The organism is Sivoneniella epilithica UHCC 1019, from assembly GCF_040830845.1.
In the GTDB taxonomy this organism is placed as follows: Bacteria; Cyanobacteriota; Cyanobacteriia; order Leptolyngbyales; family Leptolyngbyaceae; genus ULC077BIN1.
Genome location: NZ_JBFPDP010000002.1, coordinates 174397 through 193463, shown reverse-complemented (window position 1 = coordinate 193463; position 19067 = coordinate 174397). Strand labels below are relative to the sequence as shown.

Annotated in this window: 17 protein-coding genes; 9 read left to right on the top strand and 8 right to left on the bottom strand. The window is 45.9% G+C overall.

Annotation, left to right across the window (positions count from 1 at the left end; all coding sequences use genetic code 11):
• The first annotated feature begins 40 nt into the window (after window positions 1-40).
• Complete coding sequence (gene rne, locus AB3R30_RS02440; protein ID WP_458647549.1) at window positions 41-2284, top strand: ribonuclease E; 2244 nt, start codon at window positions 41-43, stop codon at window positions 2282-2284.
• A gap of 10 nt (window positions 2285-2294) precedes the next feature.
• The gene (locus AB3R30_RS02435; protein WP_458647548.1) at window positions 2295-2999 is read left to right on the top strand and encodes a ribonuclease HII; all 705 of its coding nucleotides are present in this window, start codon (window positions 2295-2297) and stop codon (window positions 2997-2999) included.
• Here AB3R30_RS02435 and AB3R30_RS02430 read toward each other — a convergent pair.
• Entirely contained in the window at window positions 2979-3560 is a 582-nt protein-coding gene (locus AB3R30_RS02430) for a DUF1997 domain-containing protein (protein ID WP_458647547.1), read from the bottom strand. The two genes, AB3R30_RS02435 and AB3R30_RS02430, sit on opposite strands and share 21 nt — an antisense overlap.
• Before the next feature lie 372 nt (window positions 3561-3932).
• Between AB3R30_RS02430 and pheA the strand changes: the two genes are divergently transcribed.
• Window positions 3933-4799: a prephenate dehydratase gene (gene pheA / locus AB3R30_RS02425; protein WP_458647546.1), complete on the top strand. Its 867-nt coding sequence runs from the start codon at window positions 3933-3935 to the stop codon at window positions 4797-4799.
• Here the strand turns inward: pheA and AB3R30_RS02420 are convergent.
• The 4 genes from AB3R30_RS02420 to tig form a co-directional block, all read right to left on the bottom strand.
• Entirely contained in the window at window positions 4779-5693 is a 915-nt protein-coding gene (locus tag AB3R30_RS02420; protein ID WP_458647545.1) for an alpha/beta fold hydrolase, read from the bottom strand. The two genes, pheA and AB3R30_RS02420, sit on opposite strands and share 21 nt — an antisense overlap.
• Window positions 5694-5903: 210 nt before the next feature.
• Window positions 5904-7247: an ATP-dependent protease ATP-binding subunit ClpX gene (gene clpX / locus AB3R30_RS02415; RefSeq protein WP_458647544.1), complete on the bottom strand. Its 1344-nt coding sequence runs from the start codon at window positions 7245-7247 to the stop codon at window positions 5904-5906.
• A gap of 14 nt (window positions 7248-7261) precedes the next feature.
• Complete coding sequence (clpP, locus tag AB3R30_RS02410; RefSeq protein ID WP_458647543.1) at window positions 7262-7951, bottom strand: ATP-dependent Clp endopeptidase proteolytic subunit ClpP; 690 nt, start codon at window positions 7949-7951, stop codon at window positions 7262-7264.
• Between the two features lie 120 nt (window positions 7952-8071).
• Entirely contained in the window at window positions 8072-9664 is a 1593-nt protein-coding gene (gene tig / locus AB3R30_RS02405; RefSeq protein ID WP_458647542.1) for a trigger factor, read from the bottom strand.
• A 642-nt stretch (window positions 9665-10306) separates the two neighbouring features.
• On the opposite strand from tig, the gene AB3R30_RS02400 reads away from it, so the two are divergent.
• The 3 genes from AB3R30_RS02400 to AB3R30_RS02390 all read left to right on the top strand — a co-directional run bounded on the left by AB3R30_RS02400 (window position 10307) and on the right by AB3R30_RS02390 (window position 14316).
• Complete coding sequence (locus AB3R30_RS02400; protein ID WP_458647541.1) at window positions 10307-11344, top strand: aspartate-semialdehyde dehydrogenase; 1038 nt, start codon at window positions 10307-10309, stop codon at window positions 11342-11344.
• A gap of 86 nt (window positions 11345-11430) precedes the next feature.
• Window positions 11431-12312, top strand: coding sequence for a 4-hydroxy-tetrahydrodipicolinate synthase (dapA, locus tag AB3R30_RS02395; protein WP_458647540.1), 882 nt, complete (start codon window positions 11431-11433; stop codon window positions 12310-12312).
• A 231-nt stretch (window positions 12313-12543) separates the two neighbouring features.
• Window positions 12544-14316 carry a ribonuclease J gene (locus tag AB3R30_RS02390; protein WP_458647539.1) on the top strand — a complete coding sequence of 591 codons (1773 nt, stop codon included), beginning with the start codon at window positions 12544-12546 and terminating at the stop codon, window positions 14314-14316.
• Between the two features lie 98 nt (window positions 14317-14414).
• Here the strand turns inward: AB3R30_RS02390 and AB3R30_RS02385 are convergent, their stop codons facing one another.
• Window positions 14415-14630, bottom strand: coding sequence for a hypothetical protein (locus AB3R30_RS02385; RefSeq protein WP_458647538.1), 216 nt, complete (start codon window positions 14628-14630; stop codon window positions 14415-14417).
• A 345-nt stretch (window positions 14631-14975) separates the two neighbouring features.
• Window positions 14976-15662, bottom strand: coding sequence for a 5'/3'-nucleotidase SurE (gene surE / locus AB3R30_RS02380; RefSeq protein ID WP_458647537.1), 687 nt, complete (start codon window positions 15660-15662; stop codon window positions 14976-14978).
• On the opposite strand from surE, the gene era reads away from it, so the two are divergent.
• Entirely contained in the window at window positions 15661-16638 is a 978-nt protein-coding gene (gene era, locus AB3R30_RS02375; protein ID WP_458647536.1) for a GTPase Era, read from the top strand. The genes surE and era overlap by 2 nt on opposite strands.
• Window positions 16639-16698: 60 nt before the next feature.
• On the opposite strand, the gene aroB is transcribed toward era, so the two are convergent.
• Window positions 16699-17808 (bottom strand): 3-dehydroquinate synthase, encoded by a 1110-nt coding sequence (gene aroB, locus AB3R30_RS02370; RefSeq protein ID WP_458647535.1) that lies wholly within the window; start codon window positions 17806-17808, stop codon window positions 16699-16701.
• 120 nt (window positions 17809-17928) lie between these two features.
• On the opposite strand from aroB, the gene petL reads away from it, so the two are divergent.
• Entirely contained in the window at window positions 17929-18024 is a 96-nt protein-coding gene (gene petL, locus AB3R30_RS02365; protein WP_458647534.1) for a cytochrome b6-f complex subunit PetL, read from the top strand.
• Window positions 18025-18124: 100 nt separating this feature from the next.
• Window positions 18125-19060, top strand: coding sequence for a UPF0104 family protein (locus AB3R30_RS02360; RefSeq protein ID WP_458647533.1), 936 nt, complete (start codon window positions 18125-18127; stop codon window positions 19058-19060).
• Window positions 19061-19067 lie beyond the last annotated feature (7 nt).

Below are 19067 nucleotides of genomic sequence, written 5' to 3'. Positions count from 1 at the left end.
CTTGCCACTCAATGCGATCGCTGAATCTTGAGGAAACTGAATGCCGAAACAAATCATTATCGCGGAACAGCACCGCATCGCTGCTGTTTTTTCAGAAGATCAAATTCAAGAATTGATTGTTGCCACTGGAACTCACCAAGTCAGTGATGTTTATTTAGGCGTTGTTGAAAATGTATTGCCAGGGATAGATGCAGCATTTGTCAATATTGGAGACTCCGACCGCAATGGCTTCATTCATGTTACTGATTTAGGACCTTTAAAGCTGCAACGAGCCGCCGGATCAATTACCGAACTGCTACGCCCTCAGCAAAAAGTGCTAGTGCAGGTAATGAAGGAGCCGACTGGTAACAAAGGACCTCGGTTGACGGGAAATATTTCTTTCCCGGGGCGATATCTGGTCTTGATGCCCCATGGAAAAGGGGTGAACCTGTCCCGCCGGATTCGGGTTGAGAACGAACGCAACCGCTTGAGAGCATTAGCCATTTTAATCAAGCCTGCTGGCATGGGTTTGGTCGTGCGAACTGAAGCGGAAGGGGTTCCCGAAGAAGCCATCATCGAAGATTTGGAAGCATTGCAAGAGCAATGGGAAACCATTTGCCGGGAAGCCGCTTCAACCCGTGCGCCAGCCCTGCTCAATCGGGACGATGACTTTATTCAGCGCGTGTTACGAGATGTATACAGTGGCGATGTGAATCGGATCGTGGCAGATTCACACACAGGATTGAGACGGATAAAACAGCATTTGACAACGTGGGGCGGTGGGAAATTACCTCAAGGCGTTTTAATTGATCACCACCGCGATCGCGTCTCAGTATTAGAATATTTCCGCATCAATGCTGCCATCCGAGAAGCACTCAAGCCCAGAGTTGATCTGCCTTCTGGTGGTTACATTATCATTGAGCGCACCGAAGCTTTAACGGTTGTTGACGTAAACTCTGGCTCCTTTACTCGGTCTGCAACGGCACGAGAAACCGTCTTGTGGACTAATTGTGAAGCTGCGACTGAGATTGCTCGTCAACTTCGGCTACGAAATATTGCTGGGGTGATTATTGTCGATTTCATTGATATGGAATCTCGCCGCGATCAGTTGCAAGTCCTAGAACACTTTAATAAAGCCCTGCGATCGGATAAAGCCCGTCCTCAAATTGCTCAACTAACGGAATTAGGGTTGATTGAGCTAACCCGGAAGCGGCAAGGTAAAAACATTTACGAACTCTTTGGACGCGCTTGCCCAACCTGTGGTGGCACGGGGCAAATCGTACATTTACCTGGTGAACTCGATCATACCGATGAAGAAGTTGCTGAAGGTTCTACGGTCACTCCCATTCGGGAATATCGTTCAGACCGTGGAGTCACTCGTGGACGAGAGTTACCCAGCCGTGAGTTGCCTGATATTTCTCTCCCTGCGGAGTTTCCTTGGGAAGAGCGAGAGGATGAAGAACCAGACGATTTACAAGAGATGCTTAGCCATCCCAATTATCAAGAAGTTGGCGGGAATAATCGTCGCCGTCGCCGTCGCCGCACGGGTGAAGAACCTCCAACAACCAGCCGCGATCGCGGTCGGGGTGCTGCTTGGAATGAAAGCCGAGTCCCCAGTAGGCTCCCTAATAATGGCTTAGATGATCTCAGCGCGCCAGATGGAGAGATTAAAGGAGAAGAGAGTGTTGAAAGCAAACCTAGAGATCGGGAAGTGCCTCGTGGACGGCGTGAACCTCGCGAAGGAACTGCTATCCGGAATCGCACTCGTCCAGATAGCGCTCGTCCCGACAATGGATTAGATCAAGGAGACATAGCGGAAGAAAAAGAGGCAGTAATCGCAACTGAAGTGGAGGAGAAGCGGGGGCGCTCTCGGCGTGAGAGTAAACCGATGGAACCCCAAGAGATGGTGATGGTTGAGATGACTCCTGAAGAACAAGAAGTTTACGCTTGGATGGGTGTCTCTCCGCTGGTGTTATCTCAACAGACTGTGAAAAATCCTAAGTCAGCCCTTATTTCAGTCGTTTTACCAGGACAAGCGCCCCCCGTTCCATTCGCAATCGATGCATTAGAAGTATCCTCAGCATCGGTGAATCCAGTGGAGCCAGTAATATCTGAAGAATCTAACTATTTGCAGCCTGTAGAGGAAAAAGAGGTGGCTACGATCGCGCCTCCTATCAAAATTGTTCCGAAGCTGCCAAAAGTTATCATTGAACCTATGGAACCCGAACCACAATCTGAACCTGAACCCGATAACGGAATTGTTCGTCGCCGTCGCCGTCGATCTTCCGCCAGCACCACTGATTAATTGAGCAGTCATGGGACGTAGGAAAACACCCACTACTGAGCAACTTGAATTTTCTGGGCTAAGTAATTGGGATTCTAGCCTAATCATTGCAGGCGTAGACGAGGTGGGGCGTGGGGCATTATTTGGTCCAGTGGTTGCGGCAGCCGTGATCTTACCGGATAGCGCTTTGGCTGATTTAGCGATCGCTGGAGTCACTGATAGCAAACTTTTGTCTGCATCACAACGTCAACAGCTTGCAATTCAAATTTGTTCTCTTGCAGTTGCTTACAACATTAGCTATGCTTCAGTGCGAGAAATTGATCGGTTGAATATCTTGCAAGCCTCTCTATTAGCCATGAAGCGGGCGATCTTGAAGCTCTCTGTTCAGCCAGATTTTTGTCTGATTGATGGAAATCAACGCATACCCGAATTATCGATTCTCCAAGAAACGGTAGTGAAAGGAGATCAAAAATCCATCGTTATCGGGGCAGCCAGTATTCTTGCTAAGGTGTGGCGAGACGAACTGCTGACTCGGATGGCACTCCGCTACCCGCAATATGGTTTTGCAATGAACAAGGGCTATGGCACCTCTGCTCATCTGCAAGCAATTCGTCAATCCGGCATCACGCCTTATCACCGTAAATCTTTTAGTCCTTGTCGCCTAGTGCTTTTAGAAAATAGCTCGAATTGTTTAGATTCAGAATTAAAAGCTAGCTTAAAAACTACTCGCCGGTAATGTTATGGGCTGATTCAAAGTTCTATCCTCAATTTGCGCGATCGCCCAAGTTTGATAGTCTGACAATAGTTGATAGACTAGCCGCTGTTTAATTGTCAGTAGAACACTCTTCAACAGCCCATTTCCGGTTGTTTCCAAAATAGATTTAGGAGTCAACCACAGAGGCGGCGGCAACTCTACCAATACCTCTAAATCAGCCGTTCCCTTTAATCGAGTTGTTTGTTGGTCATCAACAACCTGCAAGTGACCCGTCAAATTTAATGAAAATCGCTGATTAATATATTCAATCCCTCGAATGTCGCACCGTACTGACTGCAACCGAACAACGCCATCCGGTTCTGTCCAAACTCGCATATCAACCGTTGGCTGCAAGCTGAGCATCATGAATTTGAGTGGGCGCATTTTCAGCCGAAATAGGTCATTACCCAAAATTTCAATTTGGCTAGAGCCTGCCAAAGCATTAATTAAGCGTTGAGGCTGGCGCAAATAGTGCTGAATAGGTATGGGCTGTTGAACTACAGGAAGATTTATCGATTGAGAAGCTAAAAACTGAATATCCATTTGCAGCGCAACTGAAAAGAGAAGGATAAAATGTAACGAATTAATACTTAATGTAAGTAGTTAAGAAGTCAATGTGTTCAATCTTTTGAGATAGATCCACTATACAACTCAAGTATATTCCCCATTGCCACTTAAAATAGAAACCTGCTTAAAGTAACTTGATGTGGCATCAGTGTTGAAAAAGCTTTTCGAGCCATCGCTTAAAAAATAGAAATTATTTAGTTCAAAAATCCTTTTGCATTTGCAATATTTAAGGCTTAATTAGATGAAGGGCTGTAACAATACTGAGAATCTGCCCCCTTATCAGAGAGTAAGATTTGGAGTGATAAGTATGACTGCTGGTTAATTTAGGACAGGAGAGATTAGAACAGGATGGCAGTATCGATCGCGCATTTAGGACCTTCTGGCACTTATGCTGAAGCCGCTGCTTTAGTCTATTCCAACTGGCTTACCCAAAATTTTCATCAAGAGTCCTTACTGTGCGCGTATCCCAGTATTGCCCAAACGCTTCATGCGGTCGCGCTAAAACAGGCAGACTTAGCCATAGTGCCGATTGAAAACTCGATCGAGGGCAGCGTCACAACTACACTCGACACGCTTTGGATATTAGATACTCTGCAAATTCAACGGGCACTCGTCCTACCTATTTCCCATGCTTTGATGTCCCATGCGAATGAAATCACCTCGATTCAAACCATTTATTCTCATCCCCAAGCGCTTGCCCAATGTCAGTCTTGGTTAGAGCAGCATCGCCCAACTGCCCAGTTGATTCCGACCAATTCGACAACAGAAGCACTGCAACAGCTTGAAGCAGATAGGCAGGCAGGAGCCATTTCTTCTCAAAGAGCCGCGCTGTTATACAAAGTGCCAATTTTGGCTCATCCAATCAATGACCATCCTGATAATTGCACTCGTTTCTGGGTGTTAGGCTTGCACTCTTCTTTGGGGGGAAACCATACCTCGCTTGCTTTCAGTGTGTATGATGCGCCTGGAGCGCTAGTAAAGCCACTGGATATTTTTGCTCAGAAGGGGATTAATCTTAGCAGAATTGAATCTCGTCCTACAAAGCGATCGCTGGGTGATTATTTATTTTTTATTGACTTAGAAGCGGATGCTCGCCAAGATACGGTTCAATCGGCATTAGCAGAGTTGAGACATCATACAGACACCCTAAAAGTGTTGGGTAGTTACGATATTTTGCCGAAGAGTGTCGTCGATTTAGCTAATTTGTGGCGTTGAAGGTTGGGCGGCAGCACAGTCAAGCTTTAGAAAGTTGGATAAATGTTTCAGGTAAGTAGGTGCGTCCTCCAGCATTGGGAAGTGAGCAGTATCAGGCATAACGATGTATTGAATGTATTCAGGATTAAGGGCGGCGGCTCTTTCCCCTAGTTCAGCAGGAATAATGATATCGCGATCGCCGGCAATGATTAGCGTTGGCACCTTTAATCGAGCGAATTCTCCAGGCATCTCTTCCGCTGCTTTTTTGCTAACACAGGTAAAAATTGTGCCCACAGCCGCTTCATAATCTGCCATCAAAAAATCATTTAGAAAATCACGGCTGATGGTTCCCGCCAAAGGACGGTGCAAAAAGCGCTGCATAAACAGCCGATCCATAAATGGCAATTGATAGAGCCAGCGGGGGCGAAACTTTACAACATAGCCGCCAAAGGTATAGAACGCCTCAAATGATTTTTTGTCGTATTCAAAAATGCCGCTGCAAGTCAAAATGGCTTGGTGAACCCGCTCTGGATATAAGTTTAGGAAAAAAACTGCGATCGAAGCGCCCATTGAGTGAGCGTTAAGATAGACCTGCTTTAATCCCAGATTATTGAGTAGCTCAACAAGATCATGAGCATAGGTTTCTAGCTCATAGCTAGGGCATACAGACTCAAGACTATCCGCGATCGCCAAATTTGAAGAATTAGAAAAAGTTGAGCGCCCAAAGCCTCGCATGTCACAGAGCAGACAGTCAAAAGTTTGAGAAATTGCTTGGGCAGTGCTTTCCCAATATCGAGCAGAACCACCCCAGCCATGAATAAATAGCATAACTGGTTTCCCAGACGGCACAGGAGTTTCTGTAGAGGTAATCCACTCGTAGTAGTGGTTAATCCCGTTAACCAGACTGTAGGGCATGATTAAAGACGCTTAATAGTGATCTAAAGAGCAGTTTTAGCGGCGTTGCTGAATTGAGGTATGAATATCAAAATTCGCCCTCACCCTAGCCCTCTCCCGCTGGAGAGGGAACAAGACTTCTAGCTCCCTTCTCCCGCTGGGAGAAGGGTTGGGGATGAGGGCAAATCATGCTTGCATTCAGCAACACCGTTTTAGCCAGTCAGAAATCTTCTAAGCAGATTCTGGCTTTGGCAAGGACGACGGATGAAGCAACAATTCGGCAGTAGAACGTTTCTCCACCATGTCACGAGTAATGGTGCAACAGGTGACATCCTTGCGAGATGGCAGTTCATACATCACATCCAGCATTAGCTCTTCAACGATGCTACGAAGCGCCCTTGCCCCTGTTTTACGGCGATACCCTTCTTGCGCGATCGCCCGAATCGCATCCTGCTTAAACTCAAGAACGACATTATCCATCTTCAGCAGCTTTTGATATTGCTTCACTAAAGCGTTGCGCGGCTCAGTCAGAATCGCAGTCAACGTATCTTCATCAAGCGGATCGACCACTGCCATCACTGGAATCCGCCCAATAAACTCTGGGATCATGCCAAACTTAACCAGATCGTCAGGCTCAAGATGTTTTAACATATCAGCCGTTCGCTTATCTTTCGATTGGCTGTCTCCTGGCTGAATAAAGCCAATGGACTTCCTGCCAATTCGTTGTTCGATCGCCTTATCTAAACCAACAAAAGCACCACCACAGATAAACAAAATATTGCTGGTGTCAATCTGAATGCAGTCTTGGTAAGGATGCTTACGCCCACCTTGCGGCGGAACATTTGCGACCGTCCCTTCCAGCATCTTGAGCAGAGCTTGCTGAACGCCTTCTCCCGACACGTCTCGCGTAATTGAAGGGTTTTCGCTTTTCCGGGCAATCTTATCAATTTCATCAATGTAGATAATGCCGCGTTGAGCCTCTTCCACGTCCAAATCTGCCACTTGCAGCAAACGCAGTAAGATATTTTCCACATCTTCACCCACGTAACCCGCCTCAGTTAAGGTCGTCGCATCTGCCACAGCAAAAGGAACTTCCAAAATCTCGGCTAAAGTCTGAGCCAGCAGGGTTTTTCCACAGCCAGTGGGTCCAATCAGTAAAATATTGGACTTTTGTAATTCTATGGAGTCTTCAGGCGAAATTTTTCCATTTCCCTTAGCCTGCAAAAAGCTCAACCGCTTGTAGTGATTGTAAACTGCTACTGAAAGCACTTTCTTTGCATCGTCTTGACCAATCACATGATCGTCTAAGTACCCTTTAATTTCTCGGGGTTTGGGAAGCTGACCCAAAGAAATATTAGACGATCGCGATTTCCGCTTTTCAGGAGAAGCCTCGCGACGCGGAACAGGTTGAGGAGCCGTTGCACTAGAGTCAAACAACTCTTCATCCAAAATCTCATTGCACAAGTCTACACATTCATCGCAAATGTAAACCCCCGGTCCAGCAATCAGTTTGCGAACCTGTTCTTGAGATTTGCCACAAAAAGAACATTTCAAATGAGAGTCGTATTTAGACATATGTTCCTCTTAACCTATACCGCAGCAACCGCTTCTCCTGGTTTTGGAAGATTTTGCCGAACAATAACCTGATCAATCAGACCATAGTTCTTAGCTTCCTCAGCAGACATGAAAAAATCTCTTTCTGTATCTGCTTCTAGTTTCTCAAATGGCTGCTTTGTGTGATATGACAGTAGCTCATTCAGCTTCCGCTTATGATAAAGAATTTCTTTAGCCTGAATCTCAATGTCTACCGCCTGCCCTTGGGCACCGCCAAGAGGTTGATGAATCATAATCCGTGAACTGGGAAGTGACATGCGTTTACCAAATGCTCCCGCTGTCAATAGAAAAGCGCCCATGCTCGCAGCTAAGCCGAAGCAAATTGTAGCAACATCACAACGAACTTGCTGCATTGTGTCATAAATCGCCATGCCAGCCGTGACAGAACCGCCTGGAGAATTAATGTAAAACTGAATGTCTTTTTCGGGGTCTTCCGCCTCCAAAAACAGCATTTGAGCCACGATAGAATCTGCGACTGTATCATCTACAGGAGTTCCCAAGAATACGATACGCTCTCTTAAAAGCCGCGAATAAATATCAAAGGCACGATCTCCTCGACCTGCTTGTTCAACCACCATGGGGATGACATTGCTGGGGCTAAGAGAGGAAACATCCAGAGTATTAAAACTGGTTACTGAGTAGTTCGCAGAGTTAGATGTAAGCATAGTGGGCATTTTGCCTAAAATTATTCAAATTTAGTAGATAGTCCTGTGTCTGGCGATCGCACAAGCTTATTTCAACATTATGCCTCAACTCTTTAAGGACTTGGAAAAGCCCCAAAAAGGCTAGCTTTCTGGTACTGCTTTAGATTTCTTAGTGGTTTTACGAGTCTTTTCAGTAGTTTCAGGGGTGATTGGCTCCTCTTCATCGGCGATCGCGTCTACTTCTGCCGTTGAATCAACAGTAGATTGTGTTGCAGGTTCGGCTGCTTCTATAAGATCGCTTGCACCATCAGATTTCGCCGAGCTTTCTTGAGATAGTTCAGCAACTTCAACTTCACCAGCTTCAGCTAATTCTTCAACGTCTTCCTTCTGAGTCAACGTGCCTTCTGGAACCATCTCGAATGTAGAATGCTCAATCAGCCAATCCACAATCTTTTCTTTTAATAAATCTTCCGAAACAACCTCTTGTAGCCGATCTTGGTCAATCGGCTGATCATGTTTTTGATCTGCCAACTCTTTCAAAAGCTCAGCAACCTTGGTCGCTAGCTCATCCGGTTGAACTTGAATAGACTCTTGTTTTGCCACTTCGCCCATGGCTAGTGTGCGCTTGATCCGTTGGGTTGCGTCGGGTCGAGATTGTTCACGTAGACGAGCAACCATATCTTGGGTAAAGAGTTGGCGAACATCAATCCCTTGATTTTGAAGTTGCATTGCGGTCTGGTTAATCATGAACGTCACTTCTCGCTCAATCAATGTCTCTGGAATATCCACTTCGACATAATTCAGCAATTCGTCCAGAACAGCCTGCTCTTTATTAGATTTTGTCTTGTTTTCAGCTTCTTGATTAAACTTAGTCTCTAACGACGCTTGTAATTCTGCCAGAGTTTGAAACTCGCCATCACTCGCATCTTGAGCAAATTCATCATCTAGTTCAGGAAATTCTTTTTCCTTCAATTCCTTTAAGGTGATGGTGAAAACTGCATCCCGTCCAGCAACATCCGGCTGAGGGTAAGCTTCGGGAAAGGTTGCCTGCACATCCTTTGTCTCACCAGAATTCATGCCAACAATCCCGTCGATAAATCCTGGGATAAATTGACCTTCTGTCAGTTCAAGCTGAAATCCTTGAGCCTCACCACCTAGAATAGGTTCGGGTTCTTGCTCTGGATCGTCACTGCGTAATACGCCTTTAAAATCTACTACAGCAACATCTGTCATTTGAGCCGCGCGCCCTTCAACCGGAACTAACGTTGCCATTTGTTCGCGGTATTGTTGCAGCGCCGCCTCAACCTGTTTAGAATCAGGTTTTATTTCTTCTGCCTGGATCTGCAAACCTGCGTGCTGCTTCAATTCAACGTTTGGCTGCACATCAACCGACGCAGAAAAAGTTAGGGGTTGAGTAGGGTCAAATTGGCTGACCAACTCTTCAAAGGACGATCGCAATTGAAAATTGCCTAACGCCTCAATGTTTTCTTGCTTGACTGCCTCTTTAATACTGTCTTCCACTAGCTCTTCAACAGCAGCAGCTTTCAACCGACTTGAGCCGATTTGCTGAATCAACACCTGACGTGGAACTTTACCTTTGCGAAATCCAGGAACATTAACTGACCGTGTGAACTCCTTCACCACTCGTTCGTAGGCTTTCTTGGATACTTCTGATGAGATTTCAATTTGCAAACCGATTTGGCTGGCGGGAAGCTTTTCCTGGATAACTTTCATTGATTTCTAAAGAGATTGCGGTGATTTTAGCGTGAGCGTTAAAATGGAGAAATGGGAGCAGCTTTTTAAAAGGCATTTCTCAAAAAACCTAGAGCCTAGTTTGACCTGAGTTTCCTAAATTGCATGATCGCACTGGAAAAATGGCTGGTTTAGCTTTTACTCTATCTAGTTTTTAGCGTTAGCTTTTGTCTATTTAGCTTTTGCTCTATAAAGATGACTCAACGAACAGCGAGTTATATAGTTTGCAGTGCTGCAATTAGATATAGTAACGGATTCTGCTGACCTATGGGGGTGCCTCACCGATGGAATCTAAATTCACATCAGCTAGCCACCAGGAATCAAGAGTTTTAGTCTGCCACAATCAGGAGGCGATCGCCTAAAATGTGCAGTACTGCACATCAAGCTTTTCATTAATCTAGTTAAGAATCCGCTAAAATCTTGAACATTGTTAAAAAAAGATCGTTCAGAGCAGGTTTTTTGTTCAGAGCAGGTTTTTTACAGAAGCGTCATCCAGAGTCATCCAATTAATTAAATTTATCTATGGCTGTATAGCCAATGCGTTAACAATGGCTTCTCAGTCAATCGTCAATTTTATTGAAAAGTTACTGACTAAACGATCCAATTTATTGGAGGACATATAACTTGGTTGAATCCTATCGAGTTGCCATATTAGGTGCTACAGGAGCCGTCGGTACTGAACTACTGACGCTGTTGAAAGAGCGAAATTTTCCAGTTTCTAAGTTAACACTGTTGGCTTCTTCGCGATCGGCAGGACAAACCTTGCCGTTTCGGGGAGAACCTTTAATTGTTGAAGCCGTAGACGATCGCTCCTTTGATGGCGTTGATTTAGTGCTAGCTTCAGCAGGCGCGTCTATTTCTAAAGCTTGGGCACCGATCGCGATCGCAGCAGGAGCGGTGGTCATAGACAACTCCAGTGCATTTCGGATGGATGCCGCTGTCCCGCTGATCGTACCTGAAGTCAACCCCCAAGCCGCTGCAAGCCACCGAGGACTCATTGCAAACCCCAACTGCACCACCATTTTGATGGCAGTCGCAATTTATCCATTGCATTTAGTCCAGCCAATTCAACGGATTGTTGCCGCCACTTATCAATCTGCCAGTGGCGCAGGCGCAAGAGCAATGGAAGAAATGAAAACACAAGCGCAGGCAATCCTAAATGGACAGGAGCCAGTCGCGGAAATATTTCCTTATCCCCTAGCCTTTAATCTTTTTCCGCACAATTCCAAGCTAAACGAGCAGGGTTATTGTGAAGAAGAGATGAAAATGGTTTACGAAACGCGCAAAATCTTTGGAGTTCCTGATCTGCAAATCACTCCAACCTGTATACGGGTTCCCGTAATGCGCGCTCACTCAGAAGCGATTAATCTAGAGTTTGAGCAGCCTTTTAGCATAGCTCAAGCCAAAGAAATTCTGAGCCATGCTGCTGGAGTCCGCTTGGTAGAAGATTGGGCGGCAAACTATTTTCCAATGCCGATAGACGCGAGTGGGGAAGATGATGTGCTGGTGGGTCGAATTCGCCAAGATATGTCTCATCCCTGTGGGTTGGAGCTTTGGCTGTGTGGCGACCAAATTCGTAAAGGGGCTGCTCTAAATGCAATTCAAATTGCTGAGTTGCTGGTGCAAAAACAGTTACTTAAGCCTATAGTGGCAGTGACTTAATCCGCAGTATGGAGTAATCTGCTTAATGAAATGGGCAGTAACTATATTGTAAAAATTGTAAAAACCTCTTATATCGATACAGTGTGGTGAATTTTGGACGAGTTTTAACCGCGATGATCACGCCATTTACTGAGGATGGTGCTGTTGATTACGCGATCGCAGAAAAGTTAGCTGACTACCTGGTTAACAATGGCAGTGATGCTTTAGTCGTGTGTGGAACTACGGGTGAATCGCCCACCTTAACTTGGAGCGAAGAATATGAATTATTTCGGGTGGTTCAGCAGGCTGTGGCAGGAAAAGCGAAAGTAATCGCAGGCACTGGGTCAAATTCAACACAGGAAGCCATCGAAGCCACTCAAAAAGCAGCTAAACTAGGGGTAGATGGTTCGTTGCAGGTCGTTCCCTACTACAACAAGCCGCCCCAAGCCGGGATGTATAATCACTTTAAGGCGATCGCTGAATCAATTCCCGATCTACCAATGGTGTTGTATAACATTCCAGGGAGAACAGGACAAAACCTTTTGCCTGAAACAGTCATTCAGCTTTCAGAAATTGCTAATGTTGTAGCAATCAAAGAAGCAAGCGGCAATCTAGACCAAGTTAGCCAAATCCGCCGCTCTACTCCTGATGATTTTGCCATTTACGCTGGAGATGACTCGCTGACCTTGCCGCTACTGGCAGTTGGAGGGCATGGAGTTATCAGCGTTGCCAGTCATCTTGTCGGAACGAAGATTCAATCAATGATTCAAGCCTTTTTTGTCGGTGATATTCAAGCAGCTATTCAAGCACATCTTGCTCTATTTCCTTTATTCAAAGCGTTGTTTTTGACTACTAATCCAATTCCAGTAAAAGCTGCACTGCAAATTCAGGGCTGGCAGGTTGGCTCTACCCGTTCTCCTCTCGTTGATGCGCCCCCTGATGTCATTCAAACCTTAAAATCAGTTCTAGCAGAATTAGCGCTTCTCTAGTCCTAGATTATTTAAGCTTTCTACAACTGAATAACGTCTACTTAACACTGTAGAAACATGAAGATGGACACCTCAAATCCTGTCTACTTCAAATCCACTCATAGTTTATCTCTACTGTTCCAACTTAACTTCCATCGGCGATCGCTGTTCTCAATATTCCATCCAATCAAACATCTTTCAGCAAACTCTGAATTCTCTTTACCTCAAAATCTTTCTATCTAAATGATGCAAATGACCCAAACAAATTCTGTGACTGCTCTCAAAATTATTCCGCTAGGTGGTCTCCATGAGATCGGCAAAAATACCTGTGTGTTTGAATATAACGACGAAATTATTCTGTTAGATGCTGGTCTAGCTTTTCCCACTGATGGGATGCATGGAGTCAATATTGTTCTCCCAGACATGACATATCTCAGAGACAATCGCCATAAAATTAAAGGCATGATTGTCACCCATGGACACGAAGATCACATTGGCGGCATCGCTTTTCACCTCAAACAGTTTGACATTCCCGTAATCTACGGTCCTCGATTGGCAATGGCGTTACTGCAAGACAAGCTTGAAGAAGCTGGAGTGAGCGATCGCACCGAACTTCGGACGGTTGGTCCCCGCGATATTGTTCGGCTTGGCTCTGCTTTCTTTGTAGAATTTATCCGCAACACTCACTCCATGGCGGATAGCTTCACCGTTGCAATTCGGACTCCCGTTGGCGTGGTGATTCACACGGGCGATTTCAAAATTGACCATACACCAGTAGACGGCGAGTTTTTCGACTTCCAGCGGCTAGCGGATTATGGCGAACAGGGCGTTCAATGTTTAATTAGCGACTCTACTAATTCTGAGCTTCCTGGTTTTACCCCTTCAGAGCGTGCGGTTTATCCCAACCTCGATCGCGTATTTGGACAAGCCCAAGGACGGATATTAGTAACGACCTTCGCCTCCTCAGTCCATCGGATCAACATGATCTTGGATCTCGCCAAAAAGCATGGCAGAGTCGTAGGCATCCTAGGGCGCTCCATGCTAAATGTGATTGCCCATGCTCGCAATCTAGGCTATGTCAAGTGTGAAGATGATCTTTTGCAGCCGCTACACTTAATTCAAAAAGTGCCCGATGAAAATGTGCTGATTTTGACTACAGGTTCCCAAGGTGAGCCGCTCTCAGCAATGACACGGATTGCCAATGGCGACCATCGCCAAATTAAGGTACGTTCCGGCGATACGGTTGTATTTTCAGCGAATCCCATTCCTGGAAACACGATCGCGGTTGTGAACACGATTGATAAGCTGATGATGTTGGGCGCTAAGGTGATTTATGGCAAAGAACATGGAATTCATGTTTCTGGACATGGTTGCCAAGAAGATCAAAAGCTAATGCTCGGTTTAACGCGACCCAAGTTTTTCTTGCCAGTTCATGGTGAACATCGGATGCTAGTCAAACACTCCCAAACGGCTCAAAGCGTTGGGGTTCCAGCAGAAAACATGATCATCATTGATAATGGTCATGTAGTAGAATTGACCGAAAATTCTATCCGAATTGCAGGAAAAGTGCCTTCTGGAATTGAACTAGTTGATGCGTCTCGCTCTGGGGTAGTGAATGCCCAAGTGTTGAAGGAACGCCAACGACTCGCTGGAGAAGGGATTGTCACAGTGGCGGCAACGATTAATAACCGGGGTGAATTGATTGCTCAACCTGAAGTGCATTTCCGAGGTGTGGTCACTTCAGTCGAGCGATCGCGTTTTCAAGATAAAACTCGCGAGACAATTGAGATCGTTTTACGAAACTACTGGAAAGAATTAACATCTGCCCACCCTGAGGCTGCGAGTAATATTGACTGGGTTGGAGTGAAAACTCAAATTGAGCGAGAACTCGTAAAAATGCTCAAACGCGAAATGCAAAGTGCCCCTTTACTCGTCTTCTTGATGCAAACGACAGATGCACCCACCACTCGCAAAGTAGTGAGTAAGGAGCCGACTCGGAAGGTTGAAGCCGCGATCGCGTCTTAAGCTTAATTGCCACTTATTTTATAAAAAATGGGGAGGTTATCAATTGGTAACTTCCCTATTCTTGCCATCTTTAAAAGGGTTACAGCTATTCAATTTAGCTAGGACGCGATCGCTAATGAACGTTGGCTTGTGACTAGCTCACGCGATACTTGACGAATAGAGCCAGACACAACAGCATGTTGAAGTAACATGAAGGCTTTAAAGTCTTTTGTGTCATATTTTGTTCTTAAAAGCTGCCGCAACTGCTCCTCCGCTTCAACTGTTAGTAGACCTGTAGTAAATGCTTCTTTAACAATTTCATGAATCGAAAGCATGGTATTACCCCTGACCCGTTTTTCTATAAAAACAGCAATTCTTTTGAATTTTTATTTTTATATTAAAATGCCCTAAAACTTAATACTTTTAACACCTTATTACTGCACACAGAGAACACCTGAGAAAAAGTGTAAGTGATTCTACTCAATCCTGTCAAACAGGCTCTATCTTTAGACATACGTCAAACTACGTTAATCACTTGCTTATTTTTTACAAAACTTAGTCATCTATTATGGAATGTAATTTTTTAGCAAGTTGATTAACTAAGCAAACTTTCTTCTCTAAAAATCAAGTTTCCTGGGAATGATTCCTAAGCGAAAAAGTTAACTTTTAGCATCCATCTCTTAAAGTGAGAGTTGAGTGACAGCAATATGTCCTGAAAAACAGATTTCCACATCTCCTCCCACATCATAGGCACGGTTGCTATAGTCACCCTTGTAGTAAAAGTAGTTGTCTTCAACTTGGAAGGTATTAGGTAAAGGCTGAGTGCAAGGAGCGCAGAATATCAGCTTAGGTTCTAAGGATTGAGCAGAATATTGGGGTAGATTTACGTTCCAGTAAGTTCCTGGCTCTACTGGTTTAGACAGAACCTTCTCAAGAACTTGGATGGCTAGACTTGTGGCGATCGCCCAATCAATTTCGCATTTTCCCTGCCGATAATTGGATAGGGCAATACCAGGAATGCGATGCATTGCGGCTTCTCGAACAGCAGCGACTGTACCAGAGATATAAACGTCTGTTCCCAAATTCCCACCAGCATTGATGCCAGACAGTACGCCTTCAGCCTGGGGGCAAAGATGGCTGAGCGCAATACGAACGCAGTCTACCGGAGTGCCCGCGATCGCATATTCATATTCAGAACGCTGCTCTACTAGAATTGGCTGGGTTGTTGTAACCTGATGACCACAGCCCGAAAACTGGGACTGGGGGGCAACCACGATCGCCGCCAAATTCATTTGACGAACTGCCGCTAACAGCGATCGAATTCCGGGCGCATCGATTCCATCATCATTTGTAATTACAAACACCATGACACCTGAAGACGAGAATTTTGAGAATAATTTGATAGAAAACAGTTTGGTGGGAACAGGGTTAATTCCAACCGCTCCTCTAGGGTTTAAATCTGGATTTGTGGGCATTGTGGGTCGCCCTAATGTCGGCAAGTCTACCTTAATGAATCAGCTAGTGGGACAAAAAATCGCAATTACTTCGCCGATCGCCCAAACAACCCGCAATCGGCTACGGGGAATTTTGACCACTCCAACCGCTCAGCTTATTTTTGTAGATACGCCCGGAATTCATAAACCCCAGCACCAATTAGGAGAAGTTTTAGTCAAAAATGCCCAGATTGCGATGCATTCTGTTGATCTATTACTCTTTGTTGTAGATGGCGCTGTAGAAGTAGGGAAAGGCGATCGCTTCATTGCCGAATTGGTGAAGCATTGCCCTATTCCCGTGATTTTAGGCATCAATAAAATCGATCAGCAGGCTGCTAATGCTGAGGCAATTGTGGCAAGCTATACCCATCTCGCGGCTGAATATGGCTGGGCGATCGCGCTTTTTTCTGCGATTACAGGAGAGGGAATAGACGCTTTATTAGAGCAATTGATTCAGCGCCTCGAACCCGGACCTTATTACTATCCACCTGATCTTGTTACCGATCAACCAGAGCGGTTTATTATGGGCGAACTGATTCGAGAACAGGTTTTGAGGCTCACCCGCGAAGAAGTTCCTCATTCCACTGCGATCGCGATCGACCGAGTAGAGGAAGAACCCACCCTCACCCGTGTTTTAGCAACCATTCATGTGGAGCGCCCTTCTCAAAAAGGAATTTTGATTGGCAAAGGCGGCAGTATGCTCAAAGAAATAGGCACCTCTGCCCGCCAACAAATTCAAAAAATGATTGCAGGCAAGGTATATCTTGAGCTATTCGTTAAAGTGCAACCAAAATGGCGATATTCCCGCAGTGATCTTGCAGACTTAGGCTACAAAGTCGACAATTCGTAGGTCTACGGCTCATCGGTTACAATTTTCCAGACCCATCGGGCGAACTCGTTGCCCATCGAGTCAAGCCAATAGCATCTGTTTAAGGACGGCTCGAATCACTTCCGTAGAGACCTGATCCGTCACGATCGCCGCTCCAATTTGCGTAGGCAACACAAAACGCACTTGCCCCGCTTTCACCTTTTTATCCGTTTGTAGCGCCTGCACAATCGCTTCAATCTCTATATTGGCGGGCAACTGGGTTGGTAGCCCAGCTTTTTTGATTAGGGCAGTTTGCCGATCTGTGGCGGTTGCCTCCCATAGATTCAGCCGACTGGCAATTTCTGCGGCTGCCGTCATGCCGATCGCCACCCCTTCCCCATGATTGATCACTCGATAGCCCGTGAGACTTTCCACCGCATGACCGATCGTGTGCCCATAGTTCAAAATTGCGCGCAGTCCGGCTTCTTTTTCATCCTTGCTAACCACGTGCGCCTTTGCCTCACACGATCGCGTTAAAACTTCCGGTAATTGGTCTTCCCCTAGGGCAGCCAGTCGATCGAGTCGCGGTGCTTGTTCGAGCAAAGAAAATAAATCTGCGTCCCAAATAACTCCATACTTAATGACTTCTGCCATCCCAGCCCGAAACTCTCTAGGCGGTAAAGTTTTTAGCACACCCGGATCAATCAGCACCAGGCGAGGCTGATGAAAAGCACCAATCAAATTCTTGCCGTGGGGATGATTTACCCCAGTCTTGCCGCCGATCGCCGCATCAACCATCGCTAGTAATGACGTGGGCACCTGCACCACCGACACGCCTCGGAGCCAAGTTGCTGCGGCAAACCCTGTCATGTCGCCAATCACGCCACCACCCAAAGCAACAAAAGTAGAGGAACGTTCCACCCGATGCGCGAGTGCAGCATCATAGATTTTTTGGAGAGTCGCGGGAGTTTTATACCGCTCTCCAGCAGGCAGCAGGCAGGTTGCAACCGAAAATCCGGCGGCAGATAGGGACGCGATCGCCGATTCGCCATACCGTCGAAAAATCGCAGGGTTAGACACCAATAATACTTTTTGCCCAACCTCTAAGGATTGAAGCCGTGAACCAAGCTGGCTTAACCCATCCAGCGCAATCACAATCTCGTAAGCGCATTGCGGCAGGGGAACTGAAATAACCGACTGCTGTAACACCATGAATAATGACAGGGTAACGAAAAACGTCTGTGGGCTGATTCTACTGCACTACCGGGGTCAATTCTTTTGTATAGTTTGTTTAGATGAATTGTGTTCGATGCATGTGGAGACGGGTTTAAAATGACTGCTGTAATTTCCTACGTTGCAATTTTGGGTGGTGCTTTTGCAGTAGCAATGGGGCTTTACCTAGGATTTAGAGCGCTAAAGCTCATTTAAGTTAGTAGCGCTTTCTGTTTATCGGTTGGATTGAACTGAAGTAGATTTCTCATCCAAGCGCGTTAGAACTCCTAGCGTGCTTATTTTATGGGTTTAGTGTATGAAATCTGCTTTATCTCGGCTTAAACCGCTAGTACGCTGGGTAATTTTGGGTGCTAGCGTATTTTTTTTGGCAGGGGTTTTAAGGCAAAACTGGCAAAATATTACTTCATTTCGCTTGGATGGGGCTGGATGGGCATGTTTGGCGATCGCCCTAGGAATCACATTATCGGCTCACATTTGCGCGGGCTGGATCTGGAGCCAAACGCTTCGCCGTGATTTTCAACAATCGGTAGATAGCGGACAGATGATTCAGGCATACCTTCAGACCAATATTGCAAAATATCTTCCCGGCAATGTCTGGCACTACTATGGTCGGGTGAATGCTGCCACGAAAGCAGGGGCTACTTTAGAAACTGCGACTGTTACGGTGCTGCTAGAACCCCTGCTGATGGCTGCGGCTGCGCTACTCGTGGCTTTACTCGCCAGCAAAACGATTGTTGCCCGCTACGGTTCTGTGGCTCTGGTGCTGCAATGGCTCGGCTTATTGGGGGTGCTACTGGCAATTCATCCACGAGTTCTCAATCCAGTTATGGGATATTTGGGCGCTCTCAAGCAAAAAACGGCAAGTTCTTCAGAGAAACCACCATTAGTTAAGCTAGTAGGCTATCCAGTGCTGCCGTTGTTAGGGGGATTAAGCTTTCTTTTATTAAGAGGTGCAGGATTTTTAATTACAGTTTGGGCGATCGCGCCTTTTAACTTAGAACAAGTTCCGCTACTGCTGAGTGGATTTAGCCTCTCTTGGCTAGTTGGGTTCGTGGTTCCAGGTGCGCCCGGTGGCGTGGGAGTGTTTGAAGCAACTGCGATCGCGCTATTAAGTCGCGATTTTCCAGTGGGATTGATCTTGGGCAGCGTTGCTCTATATCGACTTGTCAGTGTGACATCTGAAGCAATGGGCGCAGGGCTAGCTTGGCTGGATCAACATATTGGTCATTAATGGAAAA

Coding starts and splice junctions, on each gene's coding strand:
- rne (WP_458647549.1), top strand. CDS start 41: ATGCCGAAACAAATCATTATCGCGGAACAGCACCGCATCGCTGCTGTT.
- AB3R30_RS02435 (WP_458647548.1), top strand. CDS start 2,295: ATGGGACGTAGGAAAACACCCACTACTGAGCAACTTGAATTTTCTGGG.
- AB3R30_RS02430 (WP_458647547.1), bottom strand. CDS start 3,560: ATGGATATTCAGTTTTTAGCTTCTCAATCGATAAATCTTCCTGTAGTT.
- pheA (WP_458647546.1), top strand. CDS start 3,933: ATGGCAGTATCGATCGCGCATTTAGGACCTTCTGGCACTTATGCTGAA.
- AB3R30_RS02420 (WP_458647545.1), bottom strand. CDS start 5,693: ATGCCCTACAGTCTGGTTAACGGGATTAACCACTACTACGAGTGGATT.
- clpX (WP_458647544.1), bottom strand. CDS start 7,247: ATGTCTAAATACGACTCTCATTTGAAATGTTCTTTTTGTGGCAAATCT.
- clpP (WP_458647543.1), bottom strand. CDS start 7,951: ATGCTTACATCTAACTCTGCGAACTACTCAGTAACCAGTTTTAATACT.
- tig (WP_458647542.1), bottom strand. CDS start 9,664: ATGAAAGTTATCCAGGAAAAGCTTCCCGCCAGCCAAATCGGTTTGCAA.
- AB3R30_RS02390 (WP_458647539.1), top strand. CDS start 12,544: ATGACCCAAACAAATTCTGTGACTGCTCTCAAAATTATTCCGCTAGGT.
- AB3R30_RS02385 (WP_458647538.1), bottom strand. CDS start 14,630: ATGCTTTCGATTCATGAAATTGTTAAAGAAGCATTTACTACAGGTCTA.
- era (WP_458647536.1), top strand. CDS start 15,661: ATGACACCTGAAGACGAGAATTTTGAGAATAATTTGATAGAAAACAGT.
- surE (WP_458647537.1), bottom strand. CDS start 15,662: ATGGTGTTTGTAATTACAAATGATGATGGAATCGATGCGCCCGGAATT.
- aroB (WP_458647535.1), bottom strand. CDS start 17,808: ATGGTGTTACAGCAGTCGGTTATTTCAGTTCCCCTGCCGCAATGCGCT.
- petL (WP_458647534.1), top strand. CDS start 17,929: ATGACTGCTGTAATTTCCTACGTTGCAATTTTGGGTGGTGCTTTTGCA.
- AB3R30_RS02360 (WP_458647533.1), top strand. CDS start 18,125: ATGAAATCTGCTTTATCTCGGCTTAAACCGCTAGTACGCTGGGTAATT.